This window comes from Paenibacillus sp. FSL P2-0136 (genome assembly GCF_037975325.1).
Taxonomy (GTDB): domain Bacteria; phylum Bacillota; class Bacilli; order Paenibacillales; family Paenibacillaceae; genus Paenibacillus_AQ; species Paenibacillus_AQ silagei.
Genome location: NZ_CP150244.1, coordinates 5,431,578 through 5,449,672 on the forward strand (window position 1 = coordinate 5,431,578; position 18,095 = coordinate 5,449,672).

Below are 18,095 nucleotides of genomic sequence, written 5' to 3' on the forward strand. Positions count from 1 at the left end.
TATGTTCGGTTTTTCGCATACAGTTTCTTATTTCGCTTAAAAAAGAACCTTCAACACCACAGCGCGTGGAGTTGAAGGTTCTTCGTCATTGATGGGTCAGGACACGGAGTCACGCCGGGGCTGACTCACAAGGCTTCAGCCTTATTCCGGCTGAACGCCCCAGACCAGCACACCGTTCAGATACAGCGGCACCCGGTTCCAGTCTGTGAAAGACGTTTTGGTTGCATCATAGGAGTAATCGTCAGCCTCATTGTAATTGCTCCAGTCGTTCTTGTTAACGCGCAGTTGAATCTCGCCGGTATTCGCACCCGGAGCAAGACTGCCCGCGCCCGCACTAAAGGAAATCTCCACATAGTGGTCCGCTCCTGTAACTGCAGGCTCAAGCTTCACGAAGCTGCCCAGCACATTGCTGCCGCCGAGAGCCGCATAATCGACATTGAACTGCTGTGCCCGCTCGCCGTCAATCGTGTAGTAATACCGTACCTTAACCTTGCTGAGGTCTACCGCTGTGGTCCCGTTATTGACAATCCGCAGCTGCGGACGGAACTGCGGGTCTGTGGCGTTCGTATCCGTTGTACGGTATTGAACAACCAGATTCCCTACGGCAGGCGTAGCGGTTGGTGCGACTGTCGGTGTAGCCGTTGGCACTGTTGTCGGTGTAGCGGTTGGCACTGTTGTCGGTGTAGCTGTCGGTGCGACTGTCGGTGTGGCTGTTGGCACTGTTGTCGGTGTAGCTGTCGGTGTAGCCGTTGGCGTGGTTGTAGGGGTAGCTGTTGGCATAGGGCCGCTGCCGTTATTAATCAGCCGGTCATACTCGGCATAGGCCGTAGCCATGTCCACCTGAGACCAGAAGCGGTGATAGGTGAACTCAGGTGCGCCACCCTCCCAAGTCTTGGTGGTTTTGTTGTAGGAGGTATTGTATTTGTCTTCAAGATAACTCCACTTGGGATCATTTTTGATATCTGGATACACATCGGTGTAGCTCGCATACACTCCGTTTCCACCCTTGGCCGGATCAGAAGGTACGGTAGCGTTGCCCGGTATGGTATTTCCTTGGCCGAAGGTACCTGTCCAGCCCGCTGGGAAGTATACCTCTTTGGTGAAGAAACGGAAATAATCCGCACGCTTCTCAAGTGTCGTAATGCCCACCCCGTCATTGTAGCCCCAGGCCGTATCCAGCAAGGATTTGGCCAATTGTGAAGCGGTTCCGCCGAGCGCAGTATTGTTGCCATGCTCTGCTTTGTTCCCTGCGGCGAAGAAGGTGAGGGCTTTGATATAGCTGCCCAGTACGCCGGTATCCTGCCCCGGGTCTTTGGTCACTGCCTTCAGGCTGCTGTTACCGTTAAAAGAGCTGAAGCTGCTCCAGGTATTCGGCTGGCCGGACCACTCCACATTGCCTGGAAGCCAGAACTCGCCAGGTGCGGGAACAGTGGCAACCTGCGCATTGGTTCCGCCCAGAATCCGGTTGCCCTGCTGATCCAGATAATAGCCCGCAGCATCCGATACCGGACGGCTGTCTGCAAAGACATAATCCTTGGACCAGTTAATCCAGTTCTCAATGACCCGTTTGGCCATTTTGAAATTGTCTGAGCTGGTATCCCCGCTGGAAGCCAGGATGTAGTACAGCTCAGCCATCCGCTCCATACTCCAGGACTGCATCCCGAACCAGTTGTTGGACGGCGGGTCATGATACACAGGGGCCTCTTCGTAGGCCATGCCGTAGAAGGTGCTTTTACCGGCCGGATAAGCGCTATACGAGCCGCCGTAGCTGTTGGTGGCCCCGCCCGCAATCGCCCCTTCGGCGGATTGCAGCCAGTTGTAGAATTCCAGCTGGCGGGTCAGTGATTTGCCCCAGTCCGTTCCGGCTGTCGCCGAAGACGGAATCAGCCCTCCGGCTGCGGTGGACAGCGCATAGGCTGCAACCACATTCTGATACCCCTGGTGCGCATGGCTGGCGCCAATTCTCCAGGCCCAGTCCCCGCCGGTTCCGAGACCACCGCCCCAGGCCGTATACCAGGCCAGGAGGTATTGGCTGGAATCCTTACCGGTTCCCGGCTGCGGCGAACCGTTAGCAGCACTGCCGATCTTTTGGAAATACTTGTCGTACATGCCGTAACGCAGGAAATCGCCCATTTTTTTGGCTTTGTTCAGATAGACCGTATTGGTATAGCCAAGATCCTTAGCCCAATACATGGCTTGCACAGCGCGTGCATCGGCATCCGTAGCGTTAGTGTAACGCCATTGTGCTGAAGGTACGCTATTTTCCTTGGTGAACAAGCTCATAAAGCCTTCATTGGCTTTACCGAACGTTTTGTTATCCTGTGAGGGGTGGCCTACTGCTTCCCAGACCGATTCCTGCACTCCGCGCTGGAAGGTGTTCACATAACTGGCGGTATGGGTAGGGTTCAGCAGGTTGCCGAAGCCATACCAGTTGTCCACATCCACCAGCCAGTGCATCAGATAAGTCTGGTTATTGCCATAGGTGGACTTCAGCTCTGCATCGAGCGGGTCCTTCCCCGGGGTATACTTGCCGTTCAGCGCGCTTGGATACTGATCCGGCTGAGGGAGCTCCGAGGCGTAGGTGGCCGGGCTGTTCGGGTTGTAGCTGCTCATGGTCGGCTGCTCCTGCACGCCGTCGCCTTCATTAATCGGAATAATGTATTTCTCCATGTTGTCCCAGGCTGATTCGAGCTTGCTCCAGTCCCCGGTGTTATGGCCGTACAGCACTTCAAGCCACATCCAGTAGCTATAGGCCTCGGAGGTAGTCATATGCCCATAGTTGGGCGCCTCGCTGAGCAGGGTCTCTACCGCATGATACGGGATGCCTTCAGCCGAGAAATACCCGCTGGCCGGGTCCTTCAGCTGGTCATACAATTGCAGGAATCTGGTCTTCTCCACCGATTCCGCCTTGGCGGTTCCCGGATGGAAATTGATGATCCCGCTGGTGAGAGACAAGGTGAGGACAGCACTCAGCGCGATAGAAAGCGGTTTCTTGAATGAACTTAGCTTCATCATTTCGGCATACTTCCTCTCTGGTATGGTTTAGGGTTCGAGGCCCCAGACAAGTGTTCCTGCACGGTACAGCGTGACTTTATCCCAATCCGCGAAGCTTGCTTGGCTTCCTCCATACGAATAGTCGTTGCTCTCATTGTAATTGGTCCAATCCGACTTGTTGAAGCGCACCTGAATCTCCCCGCTGTCTGCTCCCGGAGCCAAACTTCCTGCCCCTGCGGCAAAAGAAATCTCCAAATACGAATCGGCCAGTGCCACAGGCGTACTCAGCTTCCCAAAGGTTCCGCTCACATTGCCGCTGCCGACTTGGGCGTAATCACAGTGGAATTCCTGCGGCTTGTCCCCGTCCACGGTGTAATAATAGCGCAGCTTAAGGCCGCTGAGCGGAATGGCCTCGGTTCCCGTATTGACAATCCGGAACTGGCTGCGGATCTGGGAATCCCCGGGACTTGTGTCATTGGTGCGGTACTGCACACGCAGAGCGCCGGCAGGCACAGTAATCTCGCGCGGCTTGGCAGTCACCTGGGCAGACGCTGTACTCTCGCCTACACTGTTCGTTGCAGTCACCACATAATAATAGTCCACACCATTGGTCAGCCCGCTGTCATTGTAGACCGCTGCGGTTGCCGTACCCACTGTAGTGTACGGTCCGCCGCTCACCAGAGAGCGCTTGACCGTATAACTGGAAGCACCGCTGACCGGAGTCCAGCTCAAGGCTACACTTGCATTGCCGGGCACGGCCTGCAGGCCGGACGGACGGGCCGGAACCTGCGGTTCACCCGGTGTTCCGCCGCCGGAAGGCAGCTCGCCGTACACTTTGACACCTGCATCGTATACCGGGATATACGGGTTCTTCGTTGCCGCTGAAGCATTCGCAGCCACTCCCTTGAAGGAGAAGTCATTGCTGTTGTCCCAGAAGGTAGTATTCAGCGGTCCTGCAATCCGGAACTGTACTTCCTTGCGGTAAGCAGACTGTCCGCCCGGATAGATCGGGGTGCCGGAGAAATCTACTTTGGTATAGTAGATATGGTTCGCTTCATCGTAAGGCAGCAGCTGCGAGACGGTGGCTCCCTGGTTATAGCCGCCTGCCTTGACGGTGATATCGCCGGGGCCATATCCTGCGGCAACAGCCTCACTGATGTCCAGATAGTAGTTGAAGGACAGCTGGCTGCTGGAGCGGGCAGGCCATGCCGAACGGTTATTGAGAACCGCGCGGATCTCCACAAAATTGCTGCCGCTGGCATTCACAGAAGTCTCCGTGAACATCTCATCCTCACGCGTTTCGGCCGGCGGGAAGTTCGCAAGCGGGCTCTGCCCCTGCCCGTGGAGCATCATCATCCGGGCCAGAGAGCCGGTAAAGGCTGAATTGTAATCGGTTGCAACTTCGTTTGAAACATAATCGCTGATCGCATCGGTATAAGCATCGGTCTTGGAGGGGCCGCCAACGAGTGCGCCGTAGAGCACATGCCGGTGGTTGGCCGGAGTGGTCTGGCTGTCGCTCCAGGAGCCGTGTGAGGTACGGTGGTGAGGATGCTCAGGTGCATTCGCGCCGAAGCCGATGACATAGCTGCTATTACGCGGATTATCGCCCAGCATATAGTTAATCTGGCGCTCTGCGAAGGCCTGGGCGGTATTTTTTTTCACCGGATCAGTAACCCAGTCTGCATAGACAAAAGCAAGAAAAGCATGGTTGGCTGCATACCGCAGCGCCCCCCATTGATCCAGATGGGCCAGCCCGCCTGGAGTATACGCTACCCGGTCAGAGGTGCCGTTCACCCCGGTCGTCCAGAACTGCATATTGCGTTCCGTGGACTGGATAAACTTCGGGTCCTCGGTGATGCGGGACAGCAGGAGCTGCGCACCATAATGCTTGTCATCCCAGGATTGGGTCCATTGGTAGCCCCAGTCACCAGCCTGGTTGGTGCCCCACAGATCACTGGCGGCAATCGCCTTATCGAGATAGGTCTGCTCACCGGTCGCCAGGTATAGCCAGATACCGCCCCAGCTTAACTCATCCGCGTAACTACTCCACGAATTGTAATACTGCTTGGCGTCAGTGATGGTATCGGAGTAAGCTCCCCGGTACGTATCGGCAAAATTGTATAATTGCTTGGCATGCAGCAGGAGCTTGTCCGCATAGGCGGCATCTGAATCCCTGAAAATAATGGAAGCCGAGGCAAGGGCGGCGGCAGTCTCACCAGCCAGGTCCGAGCCGGGATGTGCAGCATCAATCTTGTAAGCCGGGCGCGCCATAGGCATGACCTCCGCCGGTCCCCACCAGTTATGGTCCGCCGTACCGTTACCCACCTGGCCCCACAGCTCATTCGGTGCAGTATGCGCTTTCACAAAATAGTCTGTGGCCCAGCGGATATTGTCCAGAATCTCCTCCAGCTGTCCGGACTGCACGTAACCATCCTTGTATTCATAGACCGACCATGCCAGCATAGTCGCGGTGTACGCCATCGGAAATCCGAATTTGACATGATCCCCTGCGTCATACCAGCCACCCGTCAGGTCATGGCCGACATCAGCACCATCCTGCAGCCCCGAGTCGCCTCTCCATTCCACGCGGTTGTCCGCCGGCAGCTCACCCGAACGCTGGGCCTCGTAGAAATAAATCGATTTCTGCAGTGCCTCTGCATAATTAAATCCGGCGGTTGCCGCTTCGGTGACAGACGGGCGGACAGCCGTCCCTGATACAATGGTGAAGGCTAACATCAGACTTAGTGAAGCGATACAGCCGGTCTTCCGTTTACTTTGACTCATCCTTACTCATCTCCCTTCGTTTTCTTGCTTGTTCAGTCCTTCAGGACTCAGGCACGCACAAATACCTCCCCAGTGTCCATAATTAGACATAGTATTTGAGCACGTTCCATTTACCACCTCCATATTACAAATTAAGGTAAAATACCCCCACCTACACATATACCACATACAGTAAATTAATTCTATATATTTACATTATATTTTTCTGAGAATACCGGTTTTTTGTCAAAATATTTCCATTTTTATCATATTTACAGCGTCAAAAAGAGCAGCCTCCTCCAGTTATGGAGAATGACTGCTCTCTGTTTGTAAAATGTACAGTTGGCTGGAACAGACGGCACGAACTATCATCGAAGCCCTATTGCCCGCGCCGCAGCTGCTGGTTATGGCGGATCTTGGCCTCGTTGCCCTGCTCGGTGGCCTGATAGAAGATCTTGCGGGAGATGGCCTTCGGCAGATAGTCCTGCTTCACATAATGGCCGGGAAAATTATGCGGGTACTGGTAGCCCTCATGGCCCAGCTGGGCCGCACCTTTATAGTGTGTATCCCGCAAATGCAGCGGCACCTCGGCCGACTTCAGATCCTCCAGACTGTTCATGACGTTGGCGATAGCGGTCACTACCCCGTCTGATTTTGGGCTCTCTACGGCGAACAGAATCGCCTGCGCGATATTCAGCTTTGCCTCCGGCCAGCCGTTATTGCGGTAGGCATCCAGCGCACTGACCGCCTGGACCATCGCCTGCGGGTTGGCCAGGCCGATATCCTCGCTGCTGGCCGCGATCAGGCGGCGGATGAAGGTCATCGGGTCCATTCCCAGCTTCTCCACCGCGTAGAGGAACCAGAACAGGGCGGCGTCGCTGGAGCCGCGGATGCTTTTGTGAAAAGCGGACAGCACATCGTACTGTGTTGACTCGTCCGCTTTGACAATCGGGCGGCGGATCGACTCCTCCGCTACCTCCAGCGTAATATGCACGCTGCCGTCACGCTCAGGGGCCGTAGTCATCGCCGCCAGCTCCAGGGCGTTCAAGGCCCGGCGGATATCGCCGTTCGCCATCGCGGCGATATGCAGCAGCGCGTCTTCGTCTGCCTTCAGATCCATGAAGCCGAGGCCCTTCTGCTCGTCAGCAAGCGCCCGCTTCATCGCAATCAGGCTATGCCCGCTGGTCAGGGACTCCAGCTGGAACAAGGTCGAGCGGCTCATCAAGGCCCCGTTCACATAATGGAACGGATTCTCTGTGGTCGCACCGATGAAGGTAATCGTCCCCTTCTCCACGGCCGGCAGCAGCGCATCCTGGCGGGAGCTGTTGAAGCGGTGTACCTCGTCCAGGAACAGAATCGTCTTCGAGCCGTACAGCGCCTTATTGCTCTGTGCGCGTTCAATGACCTCCCGCACATCCTTAACCGAAGCCTCCACTGCATTCAGCCGCACGAATTCACCTTGGGTGTGATGCGATATGATATGGGCCAGAGTGGTTTTGCCGCAGCCCGGAGGCCCGTACAGCAGGATCGAAGAGACCTGGTCCGCTTCAATCGCTCTGCGCAGCAGCTTGCCCTTGCCTACAATATGCTCCTGTCCGATATATTCATCCAGATTGCCGGGCCGCATCCGGTCTGCAAGCAGCCGTCCGCTCCCGTTGTCTTCACCCTGCGAGAATAAATCCATCCTTACACTTCCTTGCTATCATCTAAGATTTCAATAGAATACATACACTTCTCCTATCATACCATACCTGTCCCAAACGCAAGTAGAAACGGCTTTGCCGTCCTTTTAAAGGACGGTACCGTTTCAGCGAGAAATAGAAGGATAAGTTATCGTGTGCAACCTATAAATTCTTTTATTTTTAAAAAGAGCATGACCCCGCCGCCACCGGCGGGAGCCATGCTCTTTGTTCTATAATTAGAACTCATATCCGTTCCAGACTAGCGGTTCATCGCCAGCCGCGTTTGCCGCATTTTTGAAATGATCTTGCGGATGCTTTCTTCGGATAAGTGATATCTCTTCTGCAGCTCGTTCACCGAGCAGCCGCTGCTGTGACTACAGAAGATCTCTTCGTTGCGGGCAGCAATCTCTTGCCGGGAGCCGCTGTTCTCGCCCCATCTTACCCGTTCTTCCGCTTTCTTCGGGATGTATAACAGCTCACCCTGTATGTAACCCTGCAGCTCTTCGAGCAGCCCCGGGGGGAGCACATCCTTTCCATTGACGTAACTCACGTTCAATTTCCTCCTTCAACAGGTGTATTCCGTTCAGTCCGATCACTGTACTGTTCTGAATAATCATTCCACCTGCCTCCTTTCTTCTCCTCAAATTTGGTAAATCACCTAAATTCATTATATTAAACCCTACGGTTATCGTCTACATTCATTATGGATCAGCGGTCTGTCAGTGGTTGGTCAGTGTCATTCTTTATATTGTAGTAACCGGAATTACATATCCGCTCGTGTTCGCTCATTATACATAAGGAGGCCTCGCGGCCTCCCGTTTAACAGGTCTCCGTCTTAGACGGAAACCACCTCGTATTCTGAAAACATATCTTCAGCCTCCTTCCAGAAGTAATCTTGCCCGGCCGGACACTTATTATTAAGCCACAGGCCGCCCCGGGTTACAAGTTCAAGAATAGTTATAATCGTTCTCCACCTGAAGGCTGGCACGCGAACTCCTTTGGAAAGAGGGAGAATTGCAGAAATATTGGAGTACATTTTTTGACGAAAAACTAATTATTTAGTCGATCCCTGTCGAAATATATATTAAAATATCTAGTTACTTCGAGATATGGAAATAAATTTTAACGTCCATCCATTCAGAAATTCAGGAGGAACTTCCATGCCAACACCGAAAAACCCCCTAAAGCGCCTATTCCGTATCACGAAGCTCAGAACTGAACTGATGCTGCTTATCATTACAGCCATTGTACTGCCCTCGCTCGCTCTGGTGGCCATATCGACACAAACCTCAGAATCGGCTCTGCGCTCCAAAATGGAAGACACCACACGCTCCAGCATCCACCTTCTGGATAAAACACTGTCGCAGCTGATTCTGCTGGAGAGCGCCGGAGTGAATGAGCTGGCATACGAGATGAGCAGCGCGGGGCTAACGAACAATTCTCCACAGCTGCGCAAGCTGATCGACAACTTCAAGCTGGAGCATCCTGAGGTAGATATCGTGGCAATAGGCAACGAGGACGGGAAATACATGTTCGCGCCGGATTCCAAGCTGGACAATTATGATCCCCGCATACGCGACTGGTACATAGATGCACTTAAGACCCCGGAGACAACATCGGTGATCGATCCCATTTTCTCCAAAGTAACGAACAGCTACATTCTGCCGATCTCTAAGGCTTTTCCGGACGGTAAAGGTGCGGTTACGATCAGCATCAGCATGAAGGAGCTTATGGAGCTGGCGAAGAATGTCAGTCTGGGCGATAGCGGATATGTCTTCATCCTGGACGGCAATAACAAGGTGATCTACCACCCTGCCATGGAGATTGCATCGGAAGCCACAGGCGCAATGACAGCAGGAATTAAGCAAGGACCGGCGGGTAAAATCTCCTACAAGGATGCTGCAGCCGATACGCAAATGGACGGATACTACATTACCAATGAGCTGACCGGCTTCACCTTGGCCGGAGTGCTTCCAGAGAGTGAATATACGAAGGCGGTCTACCCGATTCTGTACAAATCAGCTATCGTTCTCGTGGTTGCGCTGCTGCTCGCTGCAGTAATTACCTTCCTGATTATCCGCCGGATAACCGGGCCGGTAGAACGCCTGAACCGTTCGGCCAAGCGGGTAAGCGAAGGGTATCTGGATGAATTCGTCCAGACCAGCCGCAGGGACGAGATCGGTCAGCTTGCCGGCAATTATAATGAAATGGTCTCTTCGCTGCGCACCATGGTGCAGGAGGTTGCCGAGACCTCCGGCCAGCTCGCCGCTGCCAGTGAACAGCTCACAGCCAGCACGGCCGAGAACAGCAAGGCAGTCGAGTATGTGACGGAGCTGGTGGAGGAATCCACCCGGGGCGTGGAGACCCAGGCGTATGCTTCCGCCGAAGTCGCTACAACGATGGAGGAGATGTCCATCGGCATCCAGAAAATCGCTTCTGCTTCAGAGGCGATTGTGAGCGCCGCTATACTTACGGAAACGGATGTCTCGACCGGCAGCTCCAGAATGCAGGAGGTGGGGGAGCAGATGAAAACGATCCGCGAATCGGTACAGCAGTCCGGCACCCTGATCGCTGAGCTTAACGGCTTAAGCACCAGAGTCGCTGAGACCAGCACGGCGATCTCCGCCATTGCCAAGCAGACCAATCTCCTGTCGCTGAATGCCGGCATCGAGGCGGCCCGGGCCGGAGAACACGGCCGAGGCTTCGCCGTAGTGGCGGGTGAAGTGCGCAAGCTCTCGGAGGCTACGAATAGCAGTGCCGGGCAGATTCAGGAGACCATCTCCGAGATGGTGGGGCTGATCGCCAGCGCTTATGATGTGATGAAGCATAAGGTGGCAGAGGATGTGGAGCAGGGCATGGCGCTTACTCTGGAGGCAGGTGAAGCCTTCCGGCAGATTGAGCAGTCCACCCGGCAGGTCGGCGAGCAGATCCATGAGGTCTCCGCCATTACGGAACAAATGTCGGCCAGCAGCTCCGAAGTAGCCGCTTCCGTCCAGGAGATGGCCACCATCGCCCGGGCGGCGCTCGACTCCTTCCAGAGCGTAACCGCAGCTACCGAGGAGCAGCTTGCTTCGATGGAGGAGATCACCTCCTCCGCTGCGGCACTCTCCGGTATGGCTGCGGACATGCAGGGACAGGTGGAGCGCTTCCAGTTCGATGCGAAGGATAAGGCTTAAGCTTAGGCCCAGGGGGATGATATGTGGTAGATAGTATCCGGCGGCTTGGATAAATGTTTGGATAGGCGCTTGGAGGACAAATAGATAGCTTAGAGAGGCGGCTTGGGCGGGCGCTTGGGGGACATTCCGCTGTTTAAGCGGGAGAATTCACTCAATCTTAATCCATGATGGAAGAAACTATGCGACCCGTGCATCCTTTAGACAACCTCCCATCCTCCATCTTTCATTCGCCTTTCGCCTACCTTTGTCGGCATCTGGCGTAGTAAGGTGCACTTATGCTCTTCATTCCCTCATTTGGGTAGCGTCCAGTGAATTCAGGTGCACTATTGCTCCACATTTCCTCATTTGGCCCGTGTCCAGTGAATTCAGGTGCACTATTGCTCCTCATTCGCTCATTTTGGCCCGCGTCCAGTGAATTCAGGTGCACTATTGCTCCCCATTCGCTCATTTGGCCCGCGTCCAGTGAATTCAGGTGCACTTATGCTCTTCATTCCCTCATTTGGCCCGTGCCCAATGAATTCAGGTGCATTTTCCCTCTTATCTCACCACCTGGCCCGATTTCAGCAGAATCAGAGGGATTTTTCCCTCTAATCTCACCGTCTAGCCCGATTTCAGCAGAATCAAAGGGATTTTTCCCTTTAATCTCACCGTCTAGCCCGATTTCAACAGAATCAAAGGGATTTTTCCCTTTAATCTCACCACCTAGCCCGATTTCAGCAGAATCAGAGGGATTTTTCCCTCTAATCTCACCACCTAGCCTGATCTCAGCAGAATCAGAGGGATTTTTCCCTTTAATCTCACCAGCTAGCCTGCTCTAACCATGCAGTCAACTTCCGGTGTACAAAAGAAACCTCTCCTTTGAAATGGCGGATTCCATTTCTTGAAAGAGAGGTTTCTTGCGTTTTTTAAGATTGCACTAAGCCTTAATTCCCTTCAGGCTCCGGCCAGCCGGAGACGCTCTCCTCTGCGTTCAGTTGAACGTAAGGCGGCAATTCGCCGCCCCGCAGCAGCCATAGCTCATGCAGGGCACGTGTGCAGCCCACATACATCAGCTTCGCATCCCAGGCCGCCGCTCCATAATGGGCGCTGTCTGCGTCTGCAAGAATGACGGCATCGAACTCCAGTCCCTTGGACAAGTAGACGGGGAGAATCGACAAGCCGCCGCGATATTCCGTGATGCTGCCGTCAATCAGATGAAGATCCTCGAACTGCGTGGCGAGCTCAGCGTACAGTAGAGAGGCTTCCCGCAGGCTGCGGGTCAATACCGCCACCGTGCGGTATTCGCGCCCGGAGAGCTGCGCCAGCGCGCTCTTGACCGCGCTGAGCCGCTGATCCGCCGATGCAGCCGCCGCCGCTCCCGGCAGCACATCCTCCTCATAGGAGATCAGCCGCACAGGATTCCCGCTGCGGAAGACCGGCACAGCCAGCAGCTCGCTGCCGACGCCCGCAGACAGAATGCCATTGGCAAACTCGATGATCTCCATCGTTGATCGGTAGCTTCGGGTCAGTGCATGGTATGCGGTGTATTCTTCGGCGAACAGCGTCTGCATCTCTCTCCAGGCATGTACTCCCTTGTAGGCGTGGATGCCCTGCGACAGGTCACCCAGAATGGTGAAGGAATGCCCCTTCACATACAGATCCAGTACGGCAATCTGGAACGGCGAGAAATCCTGCGCTTCATCAATCACGATATGGTCAAAGCGTTCCGTACCCTCATTGCCGTTCAGCAGATAATGAATATAGAGCAGCGGAGGAAGATCCTCCTCGCGCAGAATCCCCTTCTTCAGCTCTTTGACGGTCTCCTTCAGCACGGATGGCGGAATCTCCTCCGGTGCTGCCGCCGGCCAGTCCTCCGGCACTTTCGCCGCCCGGAAGATCTGCTTATAGATGGCGAGCGGCTCGTATTTCGGCCACTTGGCGCTGTAGGCCTTCTCGCGGGCCGCGCCCTTCTTCTTGCGCTCCTTCAGCGCAGCCGCTGAAGGGCTCTTCTTCAGCTCCATCTCGATCCAGCGGTGAAGCCGCGCCATGACGCGCTCCTTGCGCTTCGCCGGAGGATACGGTGCGTATTCCTCATTGTGCCAGCGCAGAATCACCTGGCGGCTCAGCACCGCCCCGTCCCAAGGACTGAAATCGCCCTCCGGCACAGCACTGGTCTCCAGCAGCTTGACGCTGGATTCAATGACGCTCATCAGCACCGTTGAGCCTTTGAAGCGCCCGGGGGTCTCTTCCGTGATGGCCGGCATTGCTCCCGCCGTCTCGAACCAGCGGCTCATGACCTCCGAAGCATCCTGCTCCGGCAGCGTGACATCAAGCACTCCGGCCGCCCAGTCCGGGAACGTGCTCTGGGCAATATTGCCGACGCCCAGCTCCGGCAGCACATCCGAAATATAGTCCAGGAACATGCGGTTCGGGGCGAAAATAATCATTTTCTCCGCCGAGACCTGCTCCTTGTATTGATACAATAAGAACGCCAGCCGGTGCAGCGCAACGGTGGTCTTGCCGCTTCCTGCGACCCCCTGGATGATCAGCGCCGTATTCTTGGCCGCCCGGATAATCTTGTCCTGCTCCTCCTGAATCGTGGAGACGATGTCCCGCAGCCGGTTATCCTTGTTCTCCCCCAGCCGGTAGACCAGGAATTCATCCGATACCGCCGGTGCGTCGCTGTCACGGTTATAGGTATCCGCCACCCGCTCCAGGATCTGCTTGCGGATCACCACGTTGCGCTTGAGATAGACCAGCCCTTCGATCAGCCCCTCCGGCGCTTCATACGAGGCGGCTTCCGTTCCTCCGGTAAAAGAATAGAACAGGCTTGCCACCGGTGCCCGCCAGTCAATGACAAGCGGACGGTCGCTAACCTGCTCGCGGTCTACGCCGATTTTGCCGATATACAGTGCCTTGCGGTCTTCCTCGTCATTGCCCTGAAAATCAAGCCGTCCGAAATAAGGCTCCTGCCTAAGCTTGGCAAGATCTTTGCGCTTCTGTTCCCTTGAATCCTCCAGCACCTGCTCGGTATAATCGTGTCCTGTGTACACCGGTGTTGAACGCAATCGCTCAAGGGTGGAGTCAATCTCTGTCAGCACGTGGTTCAGCCTGTCTTCTTCCTCTTGATAGGCACTTTGAAAGTTGTCTTCCAATTTCAGTTACCTCCTAAAAGTTTTGCGGGCATTAGCTTCCTGAATCTCTCCAAGCAAAACTCGCTTCGGAAGCATGCACCTCAATTGATGTGAGCTGTACATCATAACACAGCAGAGCGGGGAAAGCCATATTTTTCAAACTGCCCTCCACGCGGGGGACAAGCGGATGAGAGAAGGGGTGCTTCCCCCTTCCGCCTTTGCTGTTAGCCCATCAGCGCATGCAGCACGAAGTTCGCAATGAACAGTCCGGCAATACCATACAAGGCAGGAGGAACCTCCTTGCCTTTGCCGGTAGCCAGCTTCACCAGCGGATAGGTGATGAAGCCAAACGCCATGCCGTCCACGATGCTGTAGGTGAAGGGAATCATCACCATGACCAGGAACGCCGGGAACAGCTCCGTCATGTCGCCGAGATCCATCTCGCGCACACTCTGCACCATCAGCCCGCCGATCACGATCAGAATCGGCGCAATCGCGCTGTCCGGCACATAAGCCAGCAGCGGGATGAACAGGAAGGTCGCGCCGAACAGCAGGCCGGTGACGAGTGAAGTTAAGCCGGAGCGTCCCCCTGCCGCAATCCCGGCGGTGGATTCGGCAGCGGCGACCACCGGGCTGCTGCCGAACAGACCTGCCGCGATGTTGGCGAGCGAGAGCGCCCGCAGACTGCTTTTGAAGCGTTCCGGGCGTCCTGCCATCAGTGTCTGGGAAGAGATCAGGCCGATATTCTCAAACACCACAATCAGCAGCAGCAGGAAGACGGCAATCCAGAAGACGAGGCTGACGAATCCGCCCCAGTCCATACTGGCGAACACGCTGCCATAACCGCTGAACACATGTCCCGGCTCGGTATTCTTCGGCGCATGAGCGGCCCCCAGCAGATAGGCAAGCCCTGTGCCCACGAGCATACTGATCAGCAGACCGCCGCGTGTGCCGCGGATGAACAGCACCAGCGCCAGCAGCAGCGTCACCACCGAGGTAATGACCGCAGGATCACTGAAATGCCCGATGGCGACGAAGGTGGTGGCGTGAGCAATGACAATCCCGCTTTTTTGCAGGCCGATGAAGGTCAGGAACAGCCCGATGCCAACTGTGATCGCATGCTGCAGATTATGGGGAATCGCATCGCTGAGAATGCGGTAGAGCGAGGTGAAGGCCACAATGGTAAACAGCACCCCGGTCACCACTACCACGGCCAGCGCCTCACGCCAGTCCAGCTTCATGGAATGCACCAGCGTATAGGTGAAAAAGGCATTGATCCCCATGCCCGGGACCACGATAATCGGCGTTTTGCCGCCAAACGCCATGAGCAGGCAGCCTGTGATGGCTGTCAGCAGCGTAGCAACCATCCCGGCCCGCAGCGGCATGCCTGCATCTGCCAGGATCGCCGCGTTAACCATTACAATATATACCGAAGCGAAATACGACAGGATGCCGGCCGCCCATTCCTGTTTCCAGTTGTCGCCCGGCTCCATTCCCACACTATTCCGCCAAATATTCGATTTCATGTAACAACCTCCACTTAAGTTCTTCTCATAGGATGTCAAGTGTCTCTCCACAAAACATACCGTAAAAATATCCCCGCAAAGTGAGGGTTTGCTTCGATGTTTACTCAGGTACTTTGCGGGGGGCCACAAAACATACCGTAATAAAAGGGCATATAGCCGGAAGCCGGCTACACACCCTTTTACCTGATAGAATTCATTCAAATGTAATGCCGCCCGTTTCGAGCAAATCCCGTACCGTTACACTGACCATAATCAGGCCGACTACAGGGGGGACAAAAGAAGTACTGGCCGGAGGCTGCTTCGCCTTGCGCCGATCCGGCGCATTCGCAGGCACAATCTGCTCCGTCACATCTTCGCGCGGCTTCACAGGCTTCTCGGTAGAGAAGACCACCTTCACGCCCTTCTTGATGCCTTCCTTACGCAGTCTGGTGCGGATCACCCGGGCAATCGGGTCCATGGTAGTCTTGGAGATGTCGGCGACCTGGAAGCGGGTCGGGTCCATCTTGTTGGCCGCTCCCATGCTGGAGATCAGCGGGATCTTCCGGGCCAGACATTCCTTGATCAGGTGAATCTTATAGATAATCGTATCCGAAGCGTCAATCACATAGTCCAGCTTGTATTTGAACAGCTCCTCATACGTCTCTTCGGTGTAGAACATATTCAGCGCAATCGCTTCGCAATCCGGATTAATCAGCTTGATGCGGTCCACCATCAGATCGGTTTTGTTCTGGCCGATGGTCGTGGTCAGCGCATGGAGCTGGCGGTTGATGTTGGTAATATCGACCGAATCCTTATCAATCAGGATAATGCGGCCGATTCCGGTCCGGGCCAACGCTTCCGCTGCCATAGCGCCAACTCCGCCGATTCCCAGCACAGCTACTGTGCTGTTCTTCATGATCGCCAGGCCTTCCGGCCCGATCGCCAGCTCCGTACGCGAGAACTGATTCAGCATGATGTCAGCCTCCTTAGGCAAGGCTTCCGGGACGTCCCTCTGCTCTCCTGGAGCGCCCCGTCAGTCCATAGTTAATTTATTTCTTTTCTTTCTCCGGTTTCGGTGCCAGCTTGATGTGCAGCTGCTCCAGTTGTCCGGCATCCACCGGGGATGGGGCATCCATCAGCAGGTCCGTTGCACTTGCCGTCTTAGGGAAGGCAATGGTCTCACGCAGGTTCGTGCGGCCCGCCAGCAGCATAATCAGACGGTCGAAGCCAAACGCGATGCCGCCATGCGGAGGCGTGCCGTATTCAAAGGCATCCATCAGATAGCCGAATTTCTCATAGGCCAGCTCCTGCGAGAAGCCGAGTGCATTGAACATTTTCTCCTGAACTTCACGCTTGTAGATACGCTGGGAACCGCCGCCCACCTCGTAGCCGTTAAGCACCAGGTCATACGCCTGTGCGCGGATGGCGCCAGGATCGGTATCGAAGAGGTGCAGGTCTTCGTCCATCGGACGTGTGAACGGGTGATGCTCAGCCACATAACGCTTCTGGTCCTCATCGTAGCCGAGAAGCGGGAATTCCGTTACCCAGGCGAATTTGAACACACTGTCGTCGATCAGACCAAGCTGGCGGCCGATCTTCAGACGCAAGGCGCCAAGTACATCGGCTACCACTTTCTTGGTATCCGCGGAGAACAGCAGCAGGTCGCCTTCTTCGGCACCTGTGCGCTCCTTCACGGCAGCGATTTCTTCCTCGGAGAAGAACTTCACAATCGGTCCCTTGAACTCGCCGTCTTTGACCTGAATCCAGGCCAGACCCTTGGCGCCGTAGCGTGCAGCGTATGGTCCAAGATCGTCAATCTCCTTACGTGTCCAGGTGCCACAGCCCTTGGCGTTCAGACATTTCACTTCCCCGCCCTTCTCGATCACGGAAGCGAATACCTTCACGCCGCTCTCAGCAACGATATCATTCATCTCTACCAGCTCCAGGCCAAACCGCAGGTCCGGCTTGTCCGAGCCGTATTTGCCGATCGCTTCGGCATAGGTCAGCCGCTGGAACGGTGCGGATACCTCAACCCCAACCGTCTCCTTCAGCAGACGCTGCATGAGCTTCTCCATCATCGACAGCAGCTCATCCTGCGGCATGAACGAGGTCTCGATATCGAACTGCGTGAATTCCGGCTGGCGGTCAGCACGCAGATCCTCATCGCGGAAGCAGCGGGCCATCTGGTAATAACGCTCGATGCCGCCGACCATCAGCAGCTGCTTGTAGATCTGCGGTGACTGTGGAAGCGCGAAGAATTCCCCTTCATGCACACGGCTTGGCACGAGATAGTCACGTGCGCCTTCCGGCGAGCTTTTGGTCAGGATCGGCGTTTCCACATCGATAAAGCCTTCGTTGTCGAGGAAATCGCGGAAGATCTTCGCTGCCTTGGAACGGAGCAGCAGCGTCTTGTGCATCTCCGGACGGCGCAGATCCAGGTAACGGTATTTCATACGCAGGGATTCGTCTACTTCCACTCCGTCTTCGATGAAGAATGGAGGCGTCTTGGCTGCATTCAGCACTTCGATGTCTGTAATCTGCACTTCGATCTCACCGGTCGGCAGGTTGCGGTTAACGGTCTCCTCATCGCGCTTAACCACCGTACCTGTCACGGACAGCACGTATTCACTGCGGACCTTATCGGCAATCTGCAGCGCTTCTCCGGAATAGTCAGGGTTGAATACAATCTGTACAATCCCTGTCCGGTCGCGCAGATCAATGAACAGCACCCCTCCAAGGTCACGGCGGGTCTGCACCCAACCGTTCAATGTTACTGTCTCACCGATGCTCGCTGTCGTTAATTGTCCACAGTTATGGCTTCTGGTCATCTTTTATCCTACCCCTTCATGATTAAAATTACAT

At 55.3% G+C, this 18,095-nt stretch carries 9 protein-coding genes; 1 reads left to right on the plus strand and 8 read right to left on the minus strand.

Annotated features, from left to right (window positions below):
* Positions 1-141: 141 nt before the first annotated feature.
* The 4 genes from NYE26_RS23045 to NYE26_RS23060 form a co-directional block, all read right to left on the minus strand.
* Entirely contained in the window at positions 142-3,012 is a 2,871-nt protein-coding gene (locus tag NYE26_RS23045) for a glycoside hydrolase family 48 protein (RefSeq protein WP_339257597.1), read from the minus strand.
* Between the two features lie 30 nt (positions 3,013-3,042).
* Positions 3,043-5,778, minus strand: a complete 2,736-nt coding sequence (locus NYE26_RS23050) for a glycoside hydrolase family 9 protein (RefSeq protein ID WP_339250388.1) — start codon at positions 5,776-5,778, stop codon at positions 3,043-3,045.
* Positions 5,779-6,136: 358 nt separating this feature from the next.
* On the minus strand, positions 6,137-7,441 hold the full coding sequence (locus tag NYE26_RS23055) for a replication-associated recombination protein A (RefSeq protein WP_339250390.1): 1,305 nt from the start codon (positions 7,439-7,441) through the stop codon (positions 6,137-6,139).
* A 257-nt stretch (positions 7,442-7,698) separates the two neighbouring features.
* Entirely contained in the window at positions 7,699-7,989 is a 291-nt protein-coding gene (locus NYE26_RS23060; RefSeq protein WP_036690524.1) for a CD3324 family protein, read from the minus strand.
* A gap of 610 nt (positions 7,990-8,599) precedes the next feature.
* On the opposite strand from NYE26_RS23060, the gene NYE26_RS23065 reads away from it, so the two are divergent.
* On the plus strand, positions 8,600-10,615 hold the full coding sequence (locus NYE26_RS23065; RefSeq protein WP_339250392.1) for a methyl-accepting chemotaxis protein: 2,016 nt from the start codon (positions 8,600-8,602) through the stop codon (positions 10,613-10,615).
* A 923-nt stretch (positions 10,616-11,538) separates the two neighbouring features.
* Here NYE26_RS23065 and NYE26_RS23070 read toward each other — a convergent pair.
* The 4 genes from NYE26_RS23070 to aspS all read right to left on the minus strand — a co-directional run bounded on the left by NYE26_RS23070 (position 11,539) and on the right by aspS (position 18,061).
* A complete protein-coding gene (locus tag NYE26_RS23070) occupies positions 11,539-13,749 on the minus strand; it encodes a UvrD-helicase domain-containing protein (RefSeq protein WP_339250394.1) in 2,211 nt (736 codons plus the stop codon).
* A gap of 203 nt (positions 13,750-13,952) precedes the next feature.
* The gene (locus tag NYE26_RS23075; RefSeq protein WP_339250395.1) at positions 13,953-15,254 is read right to left on the minus strand and encodes an NCS2 family permease; all 1,302 of its coding nucleotides are present in this window, start codon (positions 15,252-15,254) and stop codon (positions 13,953-13,955) included.
* 193 nt (positions 15,255-15,447) lie between these two features.
* A complete protein-coding gene (locus NYE26_RS23080; RefSeq protein WP_036732338.1) occupies positions 15,448-16,206 on the minus strand; it encodes a tRNA threonylcarbamoyladenosine dehydratase in 759 nt (252 codons plus the stop codon).
* 76 nt (positions 16,207-16,282) lie between these two features.
* Positions 16,283-18,061 (minus strand): aspartate--tRNA ligase, encoded by a 1,779-nt coding sequence (aspS, locus tag NYE26_RS23085; RefSeq protein WP_036732340.1) that lies wholly within the window; start codon positions 18,059-18,061, stop codon positions 16,283-16,285.
* Positions 18,062-18,095: the final 34 nt, after the last annotated feature.